General features: G+C 49.4%; 18 protein-coding genes and 1 riboswitch. Of the genes, 16 read left to right on the top strand and 2 right to left on the bottom strand.

Annotated elements, in window-relative coordinates:
* Window positions 1–26: 26 nt before the first annotated feature.
* From BMW43_RS04000 to lipA, 13 genes are all read left to right on the top strand, one after another.
* Window positions 27–476, top strand: a complete 450-nt coding sequence (locus BMW43_RS04000; RefSeq protein WP_091744116.1) for a NuoI/complex I 23 kDa subunit family protein — start codon at window positions 27–29, stop codon at window positions 474–476.
* A 2-nt stretch (window positions 477–478) separates the two neighbouring features.
* Window positions 479–985: an NADH-quinone oxidoreductase subunit J family protein gene (locus BMW43_RS03995; protein ID WP_091744115.1), complete on the top strand. Its 507-nt coding sequence runs from the start codon at window positions 479–481 to the stop codon at window positions 983–985.
* Window positions 982–1,290 carry an NADH-quinone oxidoreductase subunit NuoK gene (gene nuoK / locus BMW43_RS03990; RefSeq protein WP_091744114.1) on the top strand — a complete coding sequence of 103 codons (309 nt, stop codon included), beginning with the start codon at window positions 982–984 and terminating at the stop codon, window positions 1,288–1,290. The genes BMW43_RS03995 and nuoK overlap by 4 nt, the downstream gene beginning before the upstream one ends.
* A gap of 13 nt (window positions 1,291–1,303) precedes the next feature.
* Window positions 1,304–3,211, top strand: a complete 1,908-nt coding sequence (gene nuoL / locus BMW43_RS03985) for an NADH-quinone oxidoreductase subunit L (protein ID WP_091744113.1) — start codon at window positions 1,304–1,306, stop codon at window positions 3,209–3,211.
* Window positions 3,208–4,743 carry a complex I subunit 4 family protein gene (locus BMW43_RS03980; protein ID WP_091744112.1) on the top strand — a complete coding sequence of 512 codons (1,536 nt, stop codon included), beginning with the start codon at window positions 3,208–3,210 and terminating at the stop codon, window positions 4,741–4,743. Before nuoL ends, BMW43_RS03980 begins: the two co-directional genes overlap by 4 nt.
* On the top strand, window positions 4,740–6,155 hold the full coding sequence (locus tag BMW43_RS03975) for an NADH-quinone oxidoreductase subunit N (RefSeq protein WP_091744111.1): 1,416 nt from the start codon (window positions 4,740–4,742) through the stop codon (window positions 6,153–6,155). The genes BMW43_RS03980 and BMW43_RS03975 overlap by 4 nt, the downstream gene beginning before the upstream one ends.
* A gap of 186 nt (window positions 6,156–6,341) precedes the next feature.
* Window positions 6,342–6,647 carry a hypothetical protein gene (locus BMW43_RS03970; RefSeq protein ID WP_091744110.1) on the top strand — a complete coding sequence of 102 codons (306 nt, stop codon included), beginning with the start codon at window positions 6,342–6,344 and terminating at the stop codon, window positions 6,645–6,647.
* A 316-nt stretch (window positions 6,648–6,963) separates the two neighbouring features.
* Window positions 6,964–7,911 carry a sugar-binding transcriptional regulator gene (locus BMW43_RS03965; protein WP_091744109.1) on the top strand — a complete coding sequence of 316 codons (948 nt, stop codon included), beginning with the start codon at window positions 6,964–6,966 and terminating at the stop codon, window positions 7,909–7,911.
* Window positions 7,912–8,079: 168 nt separating this feature from the next.
* Window positions 8,080–9,039 carry a thiamine pyrophosphate-dependent dehydrogenase E1 component subunit alpha gene (locus BMW43_RS03960; RefSeq protein ID WP_091744108.1) on the top strand — a complete coding sequence of 320 codons (960 nt, stop codon included), beginning with the start codon at window positions 8,080–8,082 and terminating at the stop codon, window positions 9,037–9,039.
* Between the two features lie 15 nt (window positions 9,040–9,054).
* Complete coding sequence (locus BMW43_RS03955) at window positions 9,055–10,029, top strand: alpha-ketoacid dehydrogenase subunit beta (protein WP_091744107.1); 975 nt, start codon at window positions 9,055–9,057, stop codon at window positions 10,027–10,029.
* 15 nt (window positions 10,030–10,044) lie between these two features.
* Entirely contained in the window at window positions 10,045–11,343 is a 1,299-nt protein-coding gene (locus tag BMW43_RS03950; protein ID WP_091744106.1) for a dihydrolipoamide acetyltransferase family protein, read from the top strand.
* A 16-nt stretch (window positions 11,344–11,359) separates the two neighbouring features.
* Complete coding sequence (lpdA, locus tag BMW43_RS03945) at window positions 11,360–13,054, top strand: dihydrolipoyl dehydrogenase (RefSeq protein ID WP_245732215.1); 1,695 nt, start codon at window positions 11,360–11,362, stop codon at window positions 13,052–13,054.
* A 24-nt stretch (window positions 13,055–13,078) separates the two neighbouring features.
* Complete coding sequence (gene lipA / locus BMW43_RS03940; RefSeq protein WP_091744105.1) at window positions 13,079–14,608, top strand: lipoyl synthase; 1,530 nt, start codon at window positions 13,079–13,081, stop codon at window positions 14,606–14,608.
* A 264-nt stretch (window positions 14,609–14,872) separates the two neighbouring features.
* A riboswitch (cyclic di-GMP riboswitch) is annotated at window positions 14,873–14,956 on the top strand.
* Window positions 14,957–15,526: 570 nt separating this feature from the next.
* On the opposite strand, the gene BMW43_RS03935 is transcribed toward lipA, so the two are convergent.
* Window positions 15,527–16,102, bottom strand: a complete 576-nt coding sequence (locus BMW43_RS03935) for a hypothetical protein (RefSeq protein ID WP_091744104.1) — start codon at window positions 16,100–16,102, stop codon at window positions 15,527–15,529.
* A gap of 417 nt (window positions 16,103–16,519) precedes the next feature.
* Here BMW43_RS03935 and BMW43_RS03930 point away from each other — a divergent pair, with 417 nt between their 5' ends.
* Window positions 16,520–16,990: a DUF4879 domain-containing protein gene (locus BMW43_RS03930; protein ID WP_091744103.1), complete on the top strand. Its 471-nt coding sequence runs from the start codon at window positions 16,520–16,522 to the stop codon at window positions 16,988–16,990.
* Between the two features lie 69 nt (window positions 16,991–17,059).
* A complete protein-coding gene (locus tag BMW43_RS03925) occupies window positions 17,060–17,524 on the top strand; it encodes a DUF4879 domain-containing protein (protein ID WP_091744102.1) in 465 nt (154 codons plus the stop codon).
* Between the two features lie 263 nt (window positions 17,525–17,787).
* Here the strand turns inward: BMW43_RS03925 and BMW43_RS21010 are convergent, their stop codons facing one another.
* A complete protein-coding gene (locus tag BMW43_RS21010) occupies window positions 17,788–17,973 on the bottom strand; it encodes a hypothetical protein (RefSeq protein WP_091744101.1) in 186 nt (61 codons plus the stop codon).
* 182 nt (window positions 17,974–18,155) lie between these two features.
* On the opposite strand from BMW43_RS21010, the gene BMW43_RS03915 reads away from it, so the two are divergent.
* Window positions 18,156–19,577, top strand: a complete 1,422-nt coding sequence (locus tag BMW43_RS03915; protein ID WP_091744100.1) for a type II secretion system protein GspD — start codon at window positions 18,156–18,158, stop codon at window positions 19,575–19,577.
* Window positions 19,578–19,806 lie beyond the last annotated feature (229 nt).

The following is a 19,806-nucleotide window of genomic DNA, read 5'->3' as shown; positions in this document are numbered from 1 at the left end:
TGGCGGAGCACTAGGAGGGATATGCCATGCAGGGCAAAGGCTTGCTCAAGGGGATGGGGATTACCCTGAAACGTTTTGTCGGTAAAAAAGTCACCGTTCAATATCCGGAGGAAAAACTGCCCCTGTCGCCGCGCTTTCGCGGTGGCGTGCTGGATTTGTCGGTAGAAAAGTGCATTGCCTGCGGGCTGTGCGCCATGAGCTGCCCGAATCGGGCCATTGATCTGGGCACTGCCGTGGGGGAGGATAAAAAGAAACACCTGACGAAATACCACTATTTGTCAGGACGGTGTTTATATTGCGATTTGTGCATTGAAGCCTGTCCCACGAAAGCGATTGTTTGGGATAAGAATTATGAGAATTCCACGTACTGGCGGGATGACCTGGAGCATGACTGTATGGCGGCCGCTGCCGCTAAACGGGGGACCGCCGGCGAGCCGGACGCTACGGCGCCGGACGGGGAAAAGGGGGAGGACTGATCATGCAGGACTTGACCTATACGGCGGCCTTTTATCTATTATCACTGCTTACGCTGGGAGCCGGGCTGGGTGTTGTCGTCAAGCGCAATCTGGTGCACAGCGCGCTGCTATTGGCTCTTTCTTTTATCGGTGTGGCGGGGTTATATATCCTGCTGCAGGCAGAATATCTGGCTGCCGTGCAGATTTTGGTCTATAGCGGCGCCGTGGCAATCATGGTGGTTATCGGTATTATGCTGACCGTGCGCGGCGACATGCAGGACAGCAACCCGCCGGGCCGGCTGCGCTGGAGCGCCGCCGTGGTCAGCGTACTGTTTACCGGTATGCTGCTGGTGCTGGTGACGGCTACGCCCTGGAAGCACAGTGCCGCTGCCGCTGCCCTAAACGCGGTGCCCCTCTTGGCCACACTGATGCTGGGCGACTACATGCTGGCCTTTGAGGCGGCGGCCGTCTTGCTCCTGGCCGCCATGCTGGGGGCCATTATCCTGGCTAAAGGAGCGGATGAGCGATGATTGGACTGGAACATTTTCTGGCTGTCGGCGCGCTGCTGTTCGGCATCGGTCTGTACGGCTTATTGAGCAAGCGAAATGTAATTGCCTTATTGATGAGTATTGAACTGATGCTGAACGCCGTCAATATCAACCTGATTGCCTTTGCGCGGTTTGTGGCTCCCGATCGTCCCGACGGACAGGTGTTTGCTATTTTCAATATAGCCCTGGCGGCAGCGGAAGTAGCTGTCGGGCTGGCGCTGGTATTTCGCATTTACCGGGACCGTGCCGGTATTGACGCAACTAAATTAAACGGGATGAAGTGGTAGAGAGGGGTGTTGGATGATGAGTAGCTATGCGTTGGCCCATGCCTGGCTGATACCGCTGTTGCCGGCCATTGCTTTCCTGCTTGGCGGGACCTTGCTGCGCCGTATCCCCTATGCTGCCGCTTGGACTGCCATTATTGCCAGTACCGGCAGTCTGCTGCTGGCGCTGGGGGTGGCCGGCGGGATGGCCGATGGCCGGATTACTATGGCGCAGCCGCTTATCTATAAGGCTTCGTGGTTTTCGGTGCCTGGCTTGTCGGCCGATATGGGGGTATATCTGGACCCGCTGACGGCCATGATGCTCTGTGTGGTGACATTGGTGTCGCTGCTGGTGCAGATCTATTCACTAGGCTATATGGCCGGTGATCCCGGCTTTGCCCGGTTTTATTCTTTCCTGTCTTTATTTGCCGCCTCCATGCTGGGGCTGGTGATTGCCGCTAATTTTATCCAGATGTATGTCTTCTGGGAACTGGTGGGCTTATGCTCTTACCTCTTGATTGGCTATTATTTTCATAAGGTTTCCGCCCGGGAGGCGGCCAAGAAGGCCTTTATGACCACGCGAATCGGCGATTTCGGTCTGTTGCTCGGCATATTGCTACTGCAGCTTATCTTCGGGACGCTGGACTTTGCCAAACTGGGGCTGGCCATTCCCGCTTATGTGGCGCAGGAAGGGAGCGCACTGTTAACGGTGGTGGCCCTCCTGATCTTTATCGGGCCTGTCGGCAAATCCGGTCAGTTTCCGCTCCATGTCTGGCTGCCTGATGCCATGGAAGGGCCGACGCCTGTGTCCGCTCTCATTCATGCGGCCACTATGGTGGTGGCCGGGGTGTATCTGATTGCCCGTGCCTATGTGCTGTTTCACACCTTGCCGGCGGCGCTGACAGTGATTGCCTGGGTCGGTGCGTTTACCGCCCTGTTTGCCGCCGTCATTGCCGTGACACAGCGGGAAATGAAGCGAATACTGGCTTATTCGACCATCAGTCAGCTCGGCTATATGATGCTGGCCCTTGGGGTAGGCAGTCTGACGGCCTCCATGTTTCATCTGATGACCCATGCTTTTTTCAAAGCACTGATGTTTCTGGCGGCCGGTTCGGTGCTGCATGCGCTGCACGATACGGCGGATATTTTCAAAATGGGAGGCCTGCGGCGTCAGATGCCGTTCACCTTTGCCGCAATGGCTGTCGGGGTGATCGCTATTGCCGGTATTCCGCCTTTTGCCGGCTTTTATTCCAAGGATGAAATTTTGGCGGCCGCCTATGCTGTCAGTACACCGCTTTACTTGATTGCGGTGGTGACCGCTTTCCTGACCGCCTTCTACATGGCCCGGCTGTTATTTGTCGCCTTTTTCGGCGAACCAAAACCGGAAAATCATGCACATGAGTCGGGGCCGGCCATGTTGCTGCCCTTGCTGGTGCTTGGTACTTTGTCTGTCATAGGTGGTTATCTGGGACATGCGGCCGGCTTTGGCCACTGGATTTATTTCGGCGAAGCCCATACGGCGCCGGTCAATTGGCTGGTAGCCGGCACATCGATGCTGGTGGCTGTGGTTGCCATCGCGCTGGCCTGGAGCATCTACGGGGCTGGTGTGATCAAACCCTATCAGGTGCGGGACCGGCTGGAACTGTTATATCAGTTGAGTTATCATAAATTTTATATCGACGAAGCCTATGCCTGGCTGAACCGGCACATTGTTAACGGTTTTGGCCGGTTGCTGGCCTGGGTCGACATTCATCTGGTCGACGGACTGGTCAATCTGCTTGCCTCGACCGTCCGGGCGAGTGGCGCCGTGCTGCGGCGTACCGAAACCGGTCAATTGCAGCACTACGCCCTGGTCTTTTTTGGCGCTGCCCTGGTTATCCTGTTATGGATTACTTACGCGGGCCACTCGCTGGCTATGGCCTGGATTGGAGGGGGAGTACGATGAATGAGTTTCCCATACTGACAACGATTTTACTGCTGCCCATCCTTGGCGCTTTGCTGCTGTCCTGCCTGCCGCCGTTGGCGGAAAAAGCCATTAAAGTGGTTGCTGCGGTGATTATGGGGGCTGTGGCCGTATTGGCTGTCTATGCCTATGGGGCGTATGATTTTGCTGTTGGCGGCATGCAATTTACCCAAAACATTCCCTGGATTGCCGATCTCGGTGTCAACTATGCCGTAGGTGTGGATGGTATGTCGCTGCCGTTTTTGCTGCTGACCGCCCTGATCGGGTTTTCCGCCGTTTTTGCCTCCTGGAATCTGGAACAGCGGCCTAAGGAATTTTTTGTTCTGCTGCTGATTTTGCTGGCCGGTGTAACCGGTACGTTCATTGTCCGGGATTTATTCATCTTTCTCCTGTTTTATGAACTGGTGGTCATTCCGATCTACATTATGGTCATTATCTGGGGCTCCACCAAGCGGGTCAGCAAAGAATACGCCGGGATGAAGCTGACGATTTACCTGTTGATTGGCTCGGCGTTCATGCTGGTCGGAGTGGTGGCTCTCTATCTAAACGCCTTTCCGGCCGGGGCGCGCACCTTTAGCATGGAGCTATTAGCCCAGGCCCACCAACTGGGGCATTTGTCGGAGGAGTTTCAGATTTTTACCTTTTTCCTGTTGCTCCTGGGTTTTGGTTCGCTGCTCTCCATGTGGCCCTTCCACAGTTGGTCGCCTGACGGCTATGCCGGGGCGCCAACGGCAGTGTCGATGATTCACGCCGGCGTGTTGAAAAAGATCGGCGGCTATGGCTTAATCCGCATCGGCCTCCTGGTACTGCCGCTGGGCTTGAAGTTCTGGGCGCCGCTGATTGCCGGTCTGGCGGTGGTCAATGTTCTCTATGCCGCCTTTATCGCTCTGGCGCAGAAGGATTTGAAATATGTTGTCGGCTATTCTTCGGTATCCCATATGGGCTATGTCTTAATCGGCATTGCGGCGTTAAACGGCACCGGTATTAGCGGCGCCATCGCCAACATGTTTGCCCATGGTATCATGAGTGCCCTGTTTTTTGCCATGATCGGCTATGTCTATGAGAAGACCCATATTCGGGAAATGGATGGTCTGGGCGGTTTGGCCCATCAGATGCCTCGGGTGGCTACCGGCTTTATGCTGGCTGGCATGGCCTCGTTGGGCTTGCCCGGTCTGATTGGCTTTGTGCCGGAGTTTACCATTTTTGTCGGAAGTTTCGGCCGATATCCGGTATGTGCCGTACTGGCTATTGCAGGTATTGTCTTTACCGCGCTTTATGTGCTCAGGCTGTTGGCCAATGTACTGTTTGGTCCGCGGCGGCCCGAATTTGACCGGTACCGGGACGCCCGCGGCGCGGAATTGGTGCCGCTCTTCGTCCTGGGGGCCGTGTTGGTAGCCTTTGGCCTCTTCCCGAACCTGTTGATGCAAAAAATAAGCAGTGAAGTTTCGACGATGCTGCCACTCTTGGCAAGCCTTCAAGATGCGCCTGCACTATGGGGAGTGATCTGGCGATGAATTTTTCTCTAATCGTACCTGAGCTATTAACGGCTTGTCTGGCGATGTTTCTGGTGGTGCTTGATTTGTTGCTGCCGGGGAAGGAAACCCGTCGCAGTCTTGGCTATTTGGCTGTATTTGGATTGCTTGGCATTCTGGCGGTTTTGCTGGGTCAGCAGGAAGCAAGCGGCGCCTTTTACGTCAATTTGTATACCGTCGACGGTTATGCCGTATTTCTAAAGGCGCTATTCTTACTTGCCGTGGCTTTGACGCTGCTCTTTTCCTTTGACCTGATCGAGCGTCTGCCTCGCTATAGCGGTGAATTTTACGCCCTGATCGTGTTCAGCGTATTGGGAATGATGCTGATGGCTTCGGCCAATGACCTGATTACCCTGATTGTCGGGATGGGAGTCATGAATATCAGCTTTTACATTCTGGTGGGTTACCATTTCCGGGATATGCGCTCCAGTGAAGCGGGCGCCAAGTATCTGATCTTAAGCGCCGCTTCGACGGCGGTGCTCTTATACGGCGCCAGTCTGGTCTATGGCTATACCGGCAGTGTCCAGTTTGTCAAAATCTTTCAGGCTGTAGACCCGTCACCGGCCATGCTGGGCGGTATGGCCATGCTGGTTATCGGTCTGGGCTTTAAAATCGCCGCCGTGCCTTTTCATATGTGGTCGCCGGATATTTACGAAGGGGCGCCGCTGCCGGTGACGGCACTCTTGGCCATGTGCTCCAAAGTGGCTGCCTTTGCCGTCTTGCTGCGTCTGCTCATCCAGGCATTACCGGCGCTGGCTGACGGCTGGGTGGCGATTGCTGCTCTGTTGGCCGTACTGAGTATGATTGCCGGCAATGTGATCGCCATGAACCAACACAATATCAAACGGCTGCTGGCCTATTCCTCCATTGCCCAGGCCGGCTATCTGCTGTGTGGCCTGGTGGCAGCCGATCAGGCCGGCGTCAAGGGAATACTCTTTTATAGCCTGCTCTACGTGTTTGCCAATGTGGGCGCCTTTGCCGTCATTACGGTAGTTAAGCTCCATTCGGGTTCGGAGGATATGGCGGCTTTTGCCGGGCTAAGTCAGAAATCGCCGTTTCTGGCGGTGGTAATGACCGTTTCGTTGCTGTCGATGGCCGGCATTCCGCCGATGGCGGGGTTTGCCGGAAAGCTATACCTGTTTCTGGCTGTCGTCGAACGGGGCTATCTGTGGCTGGCCTTGCTGGGCTTTGTTATGTCGATGATCTCGGTATATTACTATCTACTGGTTGCCAAGGTTATGTACTGGGGAGAGCCCGCTGACGGGAGACGTCTGGAGGTTGGTTCTTCACTTAAATGGGCGGCGGCCCTCAGTCTGATTGCAACCCTGCTGCTCGGTGTGTACCCCGGCCCATTAGCCGACGCGGCAGCTTGGGCGGCGGCCAGTTTGTTTTAGATTTGTTAACCTGTTAGAAGCGAACCTTTCCTCCTTAGTAGGTGGGAAGGCTCGCTTTTTTATGTTGTGTCGCTCAAAGCGCGAAAAACGGTATTTTCGGGCAAAGCAGGGAAGGCAGTGAATACGTGGAAATAGTAAAAATGGGCCTTCGGGGTTCTTCCATTACAAAACGTAGGAGAGATTGCAATGAATGTCAATTTATGCACTAAGAAAATGGAAACTATTATTGGCAGTATACAGACCCAGAATGAAATAGAAAAACTGCAGTCCTACGGGGCGATTGTTTCCATTATGGAGTTGTTTGACGATTTGGCCGAGGTATTGGCCGTATCGGAGGATATTTACCACCAGTACAAAACAAGCCTGCTCTGGCATTGCCAGGTGCTCTGCGGTCTGGAGGAAGCGGCAGGACTGGATGAAGCAAGCCATGTCGAGGCTGCCTGTGAAGAGATTAGAAAGTTGAAATCGGTCCATTGTTTTAATTGCAATTAAATTAGTGGACCGTCTACTCTGAAATCACAATTACTTCACGGATCTTTCCGTAATGCTTTGTTGTCTTCAGCTTACATATATCCGATATGCGCGCCTCCTCCGCCTTGCCTTACGAAAAAATCCCCGCGAATTCATTTGCGTTTCCAAAGTAGGCGGTCCACTAAGAGTAGAATAATAAAGGCTGTTTTTTTCATGAATTATCTGAGAATAACCGGTCAAGGATATTGACAGACTTAAAGATAGGGCTTATGATAACAGTAGAAAGATGAACAAACGACACAATACCCGCGCATATGTTCAAAGAGGAGACTGATATATGGACAGTAGTATGGAAAAGTCTTTGCTAACCAGAATTGCCTGGATGTATTATGTGCAGGATATGACGCAGGGAGAAATTGCGGCAAAGCTGAACTTCTCCCGAACCAAGATCACTCGTTGCCTGGCCAAGGCAAAGAATACGGGCATTGTTGAAATCCATATTGCCTCGGAGTATCGTGCCTGTCTGGACACTGAACAAGCCTTGAAAGACCGGTTCCCCTTTTTGGAAACGGTGGTTGTCCCGGCCGGCAATAGTGATGCCGTCACCAAGGAAGGCGCTGGTAAAGCCTGTGCCGGTTACCTGGAAAATATCCTGACAGATGGTGATGTTGTAGGTATTGCCTGGGGGTCTTCCCTGTATGAAGTGGGGAAATTCCTGGGGCTGAAAAAGCCGCTTAATATTACCGTTGTACAACTCATGGGTGGACTCAACAGCAGTGAAATCATCAATCCGGAGGAGATTGTCAAGCAAATAGCCCGCCGGCTGCATGCCAGCGGGGTATGGCTGAACACACCGGCCATGATGGATACGCCGGAAATCAAAAAAGCTCTGCTAAGTGATGAAGGTGTCAAACGGGTTTTGACCAAGGCCACCAGTTGCACCAAAGCGTTGTTTGGTGTTGGCGATGTTAGTGATGACGGTTCGCTGGTTATCAGTAATGCGCTGACCGTAACCGAGATGGCAAAATTGCGGGATATGGGTGCGGCCGGCAATCTGCTGGGCTGGTTTTATGATGTCAACGGCAATCCGATCCATTCCTTTGTCAGTGACAGGGTGATATCCGTACCGTTTGAGGATATTAAACGGATTCCCCACAAAATCTGTCTGGCTACAGGCTGTAATAAGGCTGTGGCAATTTTGGGAGCCATTCGCGGCGGCTGCATGAATACGCTGGTCACCGATGAAGTGACGGCCCAGGAAGTATTGCGGCTGGCTCGGCAGTAATATGTTTTTTGTCTGAATGGTGTAGGTAATTTTTTTTGAATAAAAATGAACAAATGTGCAATTGATGATGCATATGTGCTCTGGCGAATGTGCTATGCCGAAAGGGGTGGCCTGCCAAGAGCATATATGCATGACTTGGAACCAAAACATTTATAGGAGGGAACAGGAATGAAAGTAGAGAAAGAGACTTTGTTAAAATGGTACAAAAAAATGCTGCATACGCGTTTTTTTGAATCCCAGGTAGACGCGTTTTTTGCCAAAGGCATGATTCATGGTACGACGCACTTGTCTATCGGCCAGGAGGCCTTTGCCATCGGTTCCACCGGGGCGTTGCGCGAGGATGATTTGATTACCAGCACCCACCGTGGTCATGGTGAGTGTATCGGGAAAGATGCTGATGTGAATTTAATGATGGCTGAGCTGATGGGTAAATCCAACGGTTACTGCAAGGGTAAAGGCGGCTCCATGCATATTGCCGACCTGGAAAAAGGCAATCTGGGGGCTAATGGTGTCGTTGGCGGCGGTTTTGCTATTGCAGCCGGCGCGGCGATGACTCAGCAAATGAAAAAGACCGGCAAGGTAGTGCTTTGTTACTTCGGTGATGGCGCCAGCAACGAGGGTTCCTTTCATGAAGCACTGAACCTGGCTTCCATCTGGAAGCTGCCGGTTGTCTTTATGTGCACTAATAATAAATATGGCATGTCTATGTCCACTGAACGAAGCATGAATGTGGAAACCGTAGCCAGCCGGGCCGCTGCCTATGGTATGCCGGGTGTCACCGTACCGGGCAATGATGTATTGAAAGTATATGAAGCCACTTTGGAAGCGGTGGAACGGGCCAGAAGAGGCGAAGGACCGTCGATTGTGGAAGGTCTTACCTATCGTTGGCTGGGCCATTCCAAGAGTGATGCCAACCGGTATCGCACGAAAGAAGAGATTGAAGAATGGAAAACCAAGTGCCCCATCAAGGCTTTTGAAAAATACTTAATGGAAAACAAAGTGGCTACCAGAGAAGAACTGGATGTTATAACCGCCGCGGCAAAAGAAGACATTGCTCAGGCTGTAGCATTTGCTCAGGCCGGTTCCTATCCCGGTATTGAAACGTTAGAAGAAGACGTATACGCGTAAAGGAGTGTATAGATAATGGCAGTAATCACATATAAAGAGGCTGTAAGACAGGCCATGCAGGAAGAAATGCGCCGTGACGAGACGGTCTTTCTGATGGGCGAGGACGTGGGCATTTATGGCGGCGCCTTCGGTGTGTCGCTGGGTATGCTGGATGAATTTGGCGAGGAGCGTGTGCGGGATACGCCGATTTCGGAAGCGGCTATTTCCGGTGCGGCTGCCGGCGCTGCCGTCACAGGCATGCGGCCGATTGCCGAAATCATGTTCAGTGATTTTATTACGATTGCGATGGATTCCTTGGTTAACCAGGCGGCCAAAATGAGATATATGTTTGGCGGCAAGGCCAAAGTTCCCATGGTGCTTCGTCTGCCGGGCGGTTCGGGAACCGGTGCGGCAGCACAGCATTCGCAGAGCCTGGAAAACTGGCTGGTTCATGTGCCGGGCTTAAAGGTGGTCATGGCCACGACTCCTTATGATGTAAAAGGCTTGCTCAAAACCGCTGTCCGCGACGACAATCCGGTCGTATTCATTGAAACCAAAACCTGTTATAACCGCAAAGGCGAGGTGCCGGAAGGCGAATATACCATTCCCTTCGGTGTAGCCGACGTAAAACGGCAGGGCAAGGATGTAACCATTCTGGCCACCGGCATTATGGTGCACCGTTCGCTGGAAGCGGCCGAGCTGCTGGCTAAAGAAGGCATTGACGTAGAGGTCATTGATCCGCGCACCCTGGTGCCGTTCGATAAAGAAACATTGGTTAAATCGGTGATTAAAACAGGCAAACTGATCATTGTTCATGAAGCTTGCAAACGCGGCGGTTTCGGCGGGGAAGTAGCCGCTGAAATTATGGACAGCGAAGCTTTTGATTATCTGGATGCACCGATCAAACGGGTAGCCGGTAAAAACGTGCCTATTCCGTACTGCATGGAGCTGGAAAAAAGCGCGGTACCGCAGGTCGACGATATTGTAAAAGCCGTCCGGGAAATTGTATAAACAGGAGGAGTTAGCATGGCAGCAGAGTTGTTGATGCCCAAACTGGGCATGACCATGGAAGAGGGAACCATTGTGAAATGGTCTAAACAGGTGGGAGACAAAGTCGCTGAAGGCGAAGTCCTGCTGGAAATCATGACGGACAAAGTCAATATGGAAGTGGAAGCGCCGGCTACCGGCGAAGTGTTGGCCATATTGGCGGCTGAGGGCGATATTGTCGCGGTAAATACGCCGATTGCCTATATCGGGCAGCCCGGTGAAAAAGTCGGTACGGCAGCGGCACCGGCAGCTCCGGCGCCAGCTCAAACTTCGGTGGCAGCGGCAGCACCGGCTGCGCCGGTAACTACGGCTGCGGTTGGTGTGGAAGGCAAGATAAAAGCCAGCCCGGCAGCCAAACGGGTTGCCCGGGAAGAACATATTGATCTGCGCCAGGTGCCGCCGACCGGACCGGGCGGCAGAATCATTGAAAAAGATGTAAAAAACTTTAAAGCCAGCCCGCTGGCGCAGAAGATCGCCCAGGACAAGGGCGTTGATCTGGCAGCCGTTACCGGCACAGGCATTGGCGGCAAGATTATGAAAGCCGATGTGGAAGCCGCTGTCACTACGCCGGCTGCTGCGCAAAAACCGGCAGCAAAAGCCAATCGTAAACCGCTGGCTGGTCTGCGCAAGGCGATTGCCAAAAATATGGCTGAGGCCTGGGAAGCTCCGCATGTCACTCTAAACACTGAAGCCGATATGAGCGGCATGGTAGCTCTTAGAAAGCAGATTATTCCCGGCATTGAAAAACGGACCGGTCTCAAGCCGTCCTATAACGATCTTATTATCAAAGTAGTAGCCAAGGCACTGCGGGAAAACCCGACGATCAACTCCCGTTTCTACCCCGATGGCGTGGAAGCTTGCGAAGAGGTTAATGTAGGTATGGCTGTTGCTATCCCGAACGGATTGGTTGTTCCGGTCATCAAGAATGCCGATACATTAACTGTCGAACAAATTGCCCAGGCGACCAAAGGTTTGGCCGCACGGGCCAGAGACGGAAAACTGGCGCCTGATGAAATGTCCGGCGGCACTTTTACCGTGTCCAATTTAGGGATGTTTGGTATTGATACCTTTACCCCGATCATCAATAAACCGGAAATTGCCATTCTGGGTGTAGGCCGCATGCTGGATAAACCGGCTGTGAAAGATGGTGAGATTGTTATTCAGCCACGGATTTCCCTGTCGCTGTCCTTTGACCACCGGGTGGTAGACGGCGCGGAAGCCGCTAAATTCCTGGGACGCATCAGAGAACTGCTGGAAGATTATCTCCAACTTATCTAACAATGGAGGAATGGCAATGGCAACAGAATTGTTAATGCCCAAGCTGGGCATGACCATGGAAGAAGGGACCATTGTAAAATGGTTCAAGCAGGTCGGCGAACAGGTAAAGGAAGGCGAAATCCTGCTGGAAATCATGACCGACAAGGTCAATATGGAAGTGGAAGCTCCGGCTACCGGCCAGGTGCTGGCTCTATTGGCGCCGGAGGGGGCTGTGATTGAAGTGAATAAACCGATTGCCTATATCGGCCAGGCCGGCGAACAGGTTGGCGCGGCGCCGCAGACAGCACCACAAGCCGCTCCGGCGGCCCCGGCAGCGCCTGCCGCTGCCGGCAAGACCGACTATCAGGTGGTTGTTTTGGGCGGCGGACCGGGCGGCTATGTGGCTGCTATCCGGGCGGCACAGTGCGGTCTGAAGACGGCCTTGATCGAGAAGGATTCCCTTGGCGGGACCTGCCTCAACCGGGGCTGCATTCCGACTAAAGCTCTGCTGCGGAGTGCCGAAGTCTATGAAACAATCAAAAAGGCTGGCGAGTTTGGCATTGCCGCCTCCAACGTTACCAGTGATATGAAAGCCGTATTTGCCCGCAAGGACCGCATCGTAAAAGGATTGGTCGGCGGCATCAAGGGCTTGCTGCAAGCCAATAAGGTGGATGTATTTAACGGGGAAGGCAAAGCCCTTACTCCTAACCAACTGGAGATCACCCAAAAAGACGGTGTGAAAAAGATTTCGACCGAAAAACTGATTATCGCTACCGGTTCGACTCCCTTTCTGCCGCCTATTCCCGGTGCGGACAATCCGGGGGTCATCACCAGCAATGAAGCGCTGGAACTGGGCAAGGTACCGCAGTCGCTGGTCATTATCGGCGGCGGTGTTATTGGCTTGGAATTTGCCTATATGATGCAGACCTTCGGCGCCAAGGTAACTATTATCGAAATGCTGCCCCGTATTCTGCCGATGGCTGACAAAGAAGTGGTGGACGTATTGGTGGCTTCCCTGAAAAAACAGGGTGTAACTATCTTCACCAACGCTAAGGTCAACAAGATCAGCAAAACGGCCAGTGCACTGGCCGTGGAATATGAGTTTGAAGGTGCGCTTCATACAGCAGAGGGTGAGAATGTACTGGTGTCTACCGGCCGGGCGGCTAACTTTACCGGTATCGAAGGCTTGGGCATTCATGAGAAAAAAGGCATTCCGGTCAATGAAAAAATGGAAACCAAGCTTCCCGGCGTGTATGCTATCGGCGATATTGCCAGCAAGATCCAATTGGCTCATGTGGCTTCGGCCCAGGGCATTGTGGCCGCCGAAAACGCCGCCGGCATGAACTCCCACTACTCGGATAAAATCATTCCTTCCTGCATCTACACCAGTCCGGAAGTAGCCTGGGTCGGGATCAGCGAAGCCGAAGCCAAGGAAAAATATCAGGCTATTAAAGTAGGTAAATTCCCCTTTAAGGCCAGCGGTAAAGCGATGGCTTACGGCGATACCGAAGGCTTTGTCAAAGTAGTATGCGATGCCAAGTATGGCGAAATCCTGGGTGTCCATATTGTCGGACCCCATGCTACCGATCTGGTATCGGAAGGCGTACTGGCGCAGTCGCTGGAAGCTACGCTGGAAGAACTGGGCCACGCCATTCACCCCCATCCGACGCTTTCCGAAGCCTTGATGGAAGCGGCTCATGTAGCGATGGGACAGGGGATTCACTGGAAATAAGCGGCCTGAATAGGAGGGTAAACCATGCTTGTACTGAACTGGGGTCTGACTCCTTATCAGCATGCCTGGCAGTTCCAGGAGAGCTATACCAAAGCGCGGCGGCAGGGCAAAGCCGATGAGGATGTGCTGGTGCTGCTGGAGCATCCACCGGTCATTACAGTCGGGCGGAGCGGTGTGGACGGACACATTCTGGTGGATAGTCTGACGCTCAAGGAAAAACAGTGTGAAGTATATCATGTGGACCGGGGCGGCGATGTTACCTATCACGGACCGGGTCAGTTGGTAGGCTATCCACTGCTTGATCTGAAGCGTTACGGTAAGGATGTCCATGCCTATGTTCACAACCTGGAGGAAGTGATCATTCGCACGCTGGCCGATTTCGGCATCATCGCCGGACGGGATGAGAAATATACCGGTGTGTGGGTTGGTGAGGACAAAATTTGCGCCATCGGGATCGGGGCGCGCAACTGGCTCAGTTTTCATGGGTTTGCCTTGAATATAGACGCCGATTTATCGTACTTTTCTTTTATTACTCCCTGCGGTATTCAAGGCAGGGGCGTAACCAGTATGGAAAAACTGCTGGGAACAGCCCCGGCTATGCAGGAAGTGCGCAGCCGTCTGATCGCTCATTTCCAAGCGGTTTTTCAGATTGCTGCCGTGACAGAAACCGATGGACGCTGGCTGGGCGATACCCGGCCACCGTCCTGGCTTAAGGGAAGGGTTGCCAGTAACCAGAATGCCAGCGAGGTTCACGGTATGCTGGATGAGCTATCGTTAAACACCGTTTGTTCCGGCGCTCACTGCCCCAATATGGGGGAGTGTTATGCCAGCCGTACGGCTACCTTTATGATTCTGGGCAGCCAGTGTACGCGGCAGTGCCGTTTCTGTGCCGTGCAGAAAGGGCCGGTACAGCCGGTGGATGCGGGAGAACCGGAACGGGTAGCCCACATGGTGAAGCGCCTGGGACTGCAGTATACGGTCATTACTTCGGTAACCCGTGATGATCTGCCGGACGGCGGCGCCGGGCATTTTGCCCGTACGATTGAGGCTATCCGGCGAATTGCGCCCGGTACGCTGATTGAAGTATTAATTCCCGACCTGCAAGGTAACGAAGCGTCGCTGGATACGGTCATCGCGGCCCGGCCGGAAGTCATTAACCATAATGTGGAGACCGTGCCTGCCCTCTATAGCGAGGTTCGCCCGCAGGCTAACTATCAACGGTCTCTGGCCGTATTGGACTATGTGAAACGCCAAGCCCCTCACATTAAGACCAAATCGGGCATTATGGTTGGGCTGGGGGAAACCCCGGCTCAAGTGGCTGCTGTTCTGGCCGATCTTCGATCTATTGGCTGTGACTTCCTGACCGTAGGGCAATATCTGGCACCGTCAGCTCAGCATATTGCCATCAAAGAATACGTCGCACCCGAGCAGTTTGTGCACTACCGGGAGCTGGCGGAAAGCTTCGGCTTCCTCCACGCCGCCAGCGGCCCCCTGGTGCGCTCCTCCTACCGGGCGGCGGACGGTTTCTTCCAGAAGGAAAGACTTTCGTCATAAAATAGTAAAATAAGGATAAGCCCCTGTTTGCAACATTTCGCCTTAAAATTGCAGACAGGGGCTTATTTGTTATTTTTATAGACTTTAGTCAGTTTTAGTAAGCGAAATAAGCCACATAATATCATAGGTAAAATCTTGTTTGTCATTTTCTGCAGAAAAATGTAAAAAAAGGATAATAAAATGAAGTTAAATACAATGAAGGAATATAATGGAACATGTAGAAATTTTGTAATGGGGATATTTTCAAATGAATTTCAAAGAATTCCATGATATGGAAGCGAAGAACGGTAGACTGTATCTGGACATTTGGTCTGCCCGGAGCTGGTAGTGTAACCGCCCATTTTTTGGAGGGGGCGGTTATTTTTTATATAAAATAATATTTTAATGAAAGCCATTATGGACAGTATGGGGGATGTATGTTTTTGGATTTTGTAGGAAAAAGGTTGTCCAAGGCCATAGAAGCTTACAGTAATCGTGATTATGAACAAGCAGAGCGGATATTAAAACAAGACTTGTGATACGCCACTATAAATACAATTTGATGAAACTGGAAAAATCCATTGTTCCGACAAATTCATAGTTGCACTCCTTTCAATATTAATTTGGTTGACTCGGTCTAACCGTGGGTGCAAAAACAAGGGCAGGCATTTTGTTCTTTATTTAAATAACAAAATGCCTGCCCCTGCTTTTTTACTTGTTTACTCCTAATTGTAAATGAATGTTACAGAAGCATCATTTTTATTAATTCTTACAGGTACATATGCATCTACTTCAACCCCACAACCAAGAACTTTATAAATACCTCCATAATTCCGCTTTTCTCTTATCAATAAGTGTGGAGTAGTCCTATACAAAAATGCAAGAGAAAGCGTATCGCCAAACACTTCGTGAAGAACGTTTTGCAATACGCTTTCTCTTTTAACGGTCATATTTCATTAAACTTTCCAGAACCTTTTTTTCCAATTCTATTGTTTTTTTAGTGGCTTCGATACTGGCTTTACTCATTGAAGGGCCACCAAGCGCTCTTTGATTGTTGTCAATGGACTTGCGATATAGCTCCTGCAAAGAGGACATAGAAGAAACTGAAGAGGAAAGATAGGACTGGGCTTCTTCATAGTTGAGATAGTCTCCAGATTTATTTTCTGACATAGCAAAGTGAATAGGGATTTTAGCCTGGAAGCGCTCTTCCTCGCTCAGCGATTTCATGGTTTCCACCCAAGCTTTTTTTACACTCCCTGGAGCGTTATCCGGTGGGTAGTAAATCGTTTTGCCAGTATCAGGCCAAGTACAAATACCGCAATACTTTTCTTTATCTTCCGGGCTGATCACATAATCATCATCTGTTCCTGAAACGGCAGGCGTTGTTGTCTGGACCGAGGCCGCTTGCAAATAACTGTCGAAACTGGTTGCGTAGCTGGTTTTACTTTTTCCATTACTTACGGTAGAATTTTTGTTCAGCAAATTCAGCTGATTATTACTAATGGTTTGGAGCATAAAGTTCCCCCCCTGAAAATTTATAATTCAATTATTTATCGGCAATTTGAACTATTTTCTTAAATATTTGTTTATATATGGAAGTTAAAACAAGAAAAGCAAGCGATAAGGGAACACAGGCAGAAGGACCGTGGCATTGTCTTATTTCGTTCTTTCACTAACTCCATTCTTGATCATTTCCGATTTTCTATAATCTTAAAGACAAACACCTCACCATCTATGAAAAGCGCAGCATGTGTAACCTGCCAGGCCTAACTCGGAGCGCTTAGTCCTACCTTTTCGAGTATATTTTAAATTAAAACTTTTATTATATCACTTAATTGTTTAAATTTAATTTGAAAATAACTTGAATTTATCTTAAATTAATTATATTATAATGTTAAATATGGAAAATATTTACAAAATGAGTGGTTAGTAATGCGAAAGTTATTTCTATTAATAGTAATGCTTTTTATGGTGGTTGCCGTAGCACCTGCGGCAACTGCAGCGCCTGCAGCGCCCCTATCTAAAACAATTATTGAAGCAGTTGGAATGGATTCTGGCGGAAATTGGATAGAACGCCAAGGCACTAGCCCAGCTATCCTGAACCAAAACAATCCTATTGTAGGCAATACTATTTACCTGCAGGTACATTATGTGGGTATTCTAGGCTCAGAAGTGATTTACCAAAGCGGGAAAGCGATCCCAAAACAGTATTATAAAATAACCAATACAAAATATATTAATGGACCTGGTGGTATCATGGCAGGCGAAATAGTAATTTACGCTATTCAGAAAAATGGATTACCAGGGCCTAAAACCGGCAATATTGGTCAAATCTATGTAGATGCAAAAGGAATTAATAGTGGTAGTGCCTATGACTTTGTGAATAATCTCTATTTAAAATAACACATTGTAAGGGAGTTATTAGCCGGTTTCTTAAGGCAATAGCTCCCTTTTTTAGGAGAGGAACAACTGATGAAACGTTTTTTTATTTTAGCTACTCTGCTTTTTAGCATGTTTATCCAAATACCTGCTACCTATGCGGTCCCTGTACCGGCCGTATCAAAAGCCACCATTGTAAAAGTAGGTCCGGACCAAGCGTACGAATGGATTGATATTGTCAACCACTCGCCTGTCGGCAAAAATACTATCACTGGCAATAGTTTATATCTGTATGTTAAATATACAGGCTATCCCCAGCTGGGTTCAGAGGTTTTTTATCAAAACAGGAATGTTCTTCCTCGCAAGCAGATTAAAATATATAAGAATGTCCCGCTTGCGAACAGCAACGGTGTAGTGACCGGCAGTATGACTACCTATCAGATCCCCTTTTCCCTCCTTTCCGGTCCCATCGGGCAAATCTCATTTGAAACCAAAGGAAAAAACGGCGGCATGGCCGGTGATTATGTAGTCAACCTTTACAAAAATAGAGGGCAATAGCCTGATAAAAATGGCATTGTGCAAAGAAGGCGTATCGCAAAACTGTTAATGAAAAACATTTTACGATACGCTTTTTCTTTTAACTACCATATTTCATTAAACTGTCCAGAACTCTTTGCTCCAGCTCTATTTGCCTTTTCTGGGCTTCTATACTTGTCTTTACGCTAAGTACGTTGCGATAAAGTTCCTGCAACGAATCCATGGAAGAAACAAACTGAGAAAGGTAGGACTGCACTTCTTCAAGCTTGAGTAAATCCCCCGATTTATGGTCTGATATAGCAAACATAATCATCATCTGTCCCAAAAACGGCAGGCGTTGTTGTCTGGGCTGAGGCCGCTTGCAAATAACTGTCGAAACTGGTTGCGTAGCTGGTTTTACTTTTTCCATTACTTACGGTCGAATTTTTATTCAGCAAATTCAACTGATTATTACTAATGGTTTGGAGCATAAAAATCCCCCCTTTGAAAATTTATAACTCAATTATTTATCAGCAGTTTGAACTATTTTCCTAAATATTTGTTCATATATGGAAGTTAAAACAAGAAAAGTATGGAAATTTAAGTAAAAGTATGTAAAAATAGTAATATGATTTCGGATGAAAATTAACTACTTATCAGGGAGTTTACGACAATGAAAATACATACCAAAAAACCTGTTTGTCTAATAATCATTTTATTGATCGCTTTTGGTACTGCTGCCGTGTCCAGAGCTGCAGAGATCAGTCCTCCGTTTTTCCGGAAGCCGTTAATATCAAACCTTACCCCGGATAAACAGACACAGGATCAACAGGAAAAAGAAAATACGGACAAGCAGGATATAGAAGAATCATCTGCCACCAGCAAGGATACTGTACATGCCGGTGCGGATACTTTCGATTTTAGTAGTGTGACGGTAGCAAAGACTTTTGCCAATGATATTTCGGTCATCAATGATAAAATCAATGTGAGTGTCATTAATTATCCTGTTCATGATTTACTGAATACCGCCTTTAAGTTGTTGGGACAAAAAATTTTAATTAGCAGTCGGATTAGGGAGCAGGTGTCTATACAGTTAACTCAGGTTACGCCCGAAGAATTGTTGGATTATATTGCAACAGTGGTAAACGTGAATTGGAGCAAAAAAAATGATGTTTTTTTCGTCTCCACAGAAGATAAACTGACTAGCGCATCCTTTTTTTCGGTAAAAAACATGAATTTAACCGACTTAAAAAACACACTTAATACGTTTGGCCTTAATAATAGGGTCGTATTCAATCCTTATCCCAGGGGAATTATTGTGAATGCCGATCCGGCGACAATAAAAAAGATTGGTGATGTTATCGCGGCGCTGGATCAACCGATACCTAGCATTAGAGTGGAATTTCAAGTTTTGGAAATTAATAAGGATGAAGAAGAAAAGTTGGGAATCGCCTGGCAAGATGTTATTGGAACCTATCAATATTCCCGGCAATATGGTTCTGCTAACGCCACGGACGTACTAGGCAAGGCTACGGGCATTAGCAAAGGCATCACAACGGGGATCGTAGGTACAGCGCAGAAAATGAAAAGCATTGGCAAAATATTAGCCAAGCCTTATGTCATTACGACCAATAACCTGGAAGCCTATTTATCAACCGGTGATGAGATTCCGATTTTTAGTAAGGACTATAATGGCAATCCTACTGTCGAATATAAAAAAGTAGGTATTGAGTTATACGCTACGCCGTCAGTTCTGGATGGCGACATCCTTAACATTAAGGCAAAGACCATTGTTAATGTCGTGAGCGGACAAGAAACGCAACAGGGGCTTACAGTTCCCAAAATCAGTTCGCGAGAAGCACAAACAACCATGAATATTAAAAGCGGCGAAACCATCGTCATTGGTGGATTGCTAAAGGAAGAGGATATTCACAATGAGACAGTTGTCCCTATCCTCAATAAATTACCACTGGTGGGCAGGTTATTTAAAACGAGTACCCGGAGCAAAGGAATGACAGAAATCGTTGTCTTTATTACCCCGACATTACTATCTAAGGAGGAAACTCCGGCCATTGAGGCGGAAAAACCATGGTAACACAGTAACTATCTAAGCATGGTTATACACCAGTTCACCGGTAAGCAGGCAGCACTTAATACAAAATTAATACAAAATGGGACGTCAGATTGTGCGAAAACAACAGTATAGTAGGAAAAGCTCACCTCAGGATACGAGGACTTTTGTTGTATAATAGCAGAAATTAGCCAAAGTAAATCAACGTATTCAAGAGCTCACTGAACTCAAGGCGCGAGTGGATAAAACGGGC

This window comes from Propionispora vibrioides, from assembly GCF_900110485.1.
GTDB classification, from domain to species: domain Bacteria; phylum Bacillota; class Negativicutes; order Propionisporales; family Propionisporaceae; genus Propionispora; species Propionispora vibrioides.
This window is presented reverse-complemented; position numbering and strand designations above follow the sequence as displayed.

What these genes read in the sequence shown, in the direction of transcription:
- lpdA (WP_245732215.1), top strand. Translation starts at nt 11,360, where the DNA reads ATGGCAACAGAATTGTTAATGCCCAAGCTGGGCATGACCATGGAAGAA.
- BMW43_RS03935 (WP_091744104.1), bottom strand. Translation starts at nt 16,102, where the DNA reads ATGCTCCAAACCATTAGTAATAATCAGCTGAATTTGCTGAACAAAAAT.
- BMW43_RS03955 (WP_091744107.1), top strand. Translation starts at nt 9,055, where the DNA reads ATGGCAGTAATCACATATAAAGAGGCTGTAAGACAGGCCATGCAGGAA.
- BMW43_RS03930 (WP_091744103.1), top strand. Translation starts at nt 16,520, where the DNA reads ATGCGAAAGTTATTTCTATTAATAGTAATGCTTTTTATGGTGGTTGCC.
- BMW43_RS21010 (WP_091744101.1), bottom strand. Translation starts at nt 17,973, where the DNA reads ATGCTCCAAACCATTAGTAATAATCAGTTGAATTTGCTGAATAAAAAT.
- BMW43_RS03950 (WP_091744106.1), top strand. Translation starts at nt 10,045, where the DNA reads ATGGCAGCAGAGTTGTTGATGCCCAAACTGGGCATGACCATGGAAGAG.
- BMW43_RS04000 (WP_091744116.1), top strand. Translation starts at nt 27, where the DNA reads ATGCAGGGCAAAGGCTTGCTCAAGGGGATGGGGATTACCCTGAAACGT.
- BMW43_RS03970 (WP_091744110.1), top strand. Translation starts at nt 6,342, where the DNA reads ATGAATGTCAATTTATGCACTAAGAAAATGGAAACTATTATTGGCAGT.
- BMW43_RS03965 (WP_091744109.1), top strand. Translation starts at nt 6,964, where the DNA reads ATGGACAGTAGTATGGAAAAGTCTTTGCTAACCAGAATTGCCTGGATG.
- BMW43_RS03975 (WP_091744111.1), top strand. Translation starts at nt 4,740, where the DNA reads ATGAATTTTTCTCTAATCGTACCTGAGCTATTAACGGCTTGTCTGGCG.
- BMW43_RS03980 (WP_091744112.1), top strand. Translation starts at nt 3,208, where the DNA reads ATGAATGAGTTTCCCATACTGACAACGATTTTACTGCTGCCCATCCTT.
- BMW43_RS03995 (WP_091744115.1), top strand. Translation starts at nt 479, where the DNA reads ATGCAGGACTTGACCTATACGGCGGCCTTTTATCTATTATCACTGCTT.
- BMW43_RS03960 (WP_091744108.1), top strand. Translation starts at nt 8,080, where the DNA reads ATGAAAGTAGAGAAAGAGACTTTGTTAAAATGGTACAAAAAAATGCTG.
- lipA (WP_091744105.1), top strand. Translation starts at nt 13,079, where the DNA reads ATGCTTGTACTGAACTGGGGTCTGACTCCTTATCAGCATGCCTGGCAG.
- nuoL (WP_091744113.1), top strand. Translation starts at nt 1,304, where the DNA reads ATGATGAGTAGCTATGCGTTGGCCCATGCCTGGCTGATACCGCTGTTG.
- BMW43_RS03915 (WP_091744100.1), top strand. Translation starts at nt 18,156, where the DNA reads ATGAAAATACATACCAAAAAACCTGTTTGTCTAATAATCATTTTATTG.
- BMW43_RS03925 (WP_091744102.1), top strand. Translation starts at nt 17,060, where the DNA reads ATGAAACGTTTTTTTATTTTAGCTACTCTGCTTTTTAGCATGTTTATC.
- nuoK (WP_091744114.1), top strand. Translation starts at nt 982, where the DNA reads ATGATTGGACTGGAACATTTTCTGGCTGTCGGCGCGCTGCTGTTCGGC.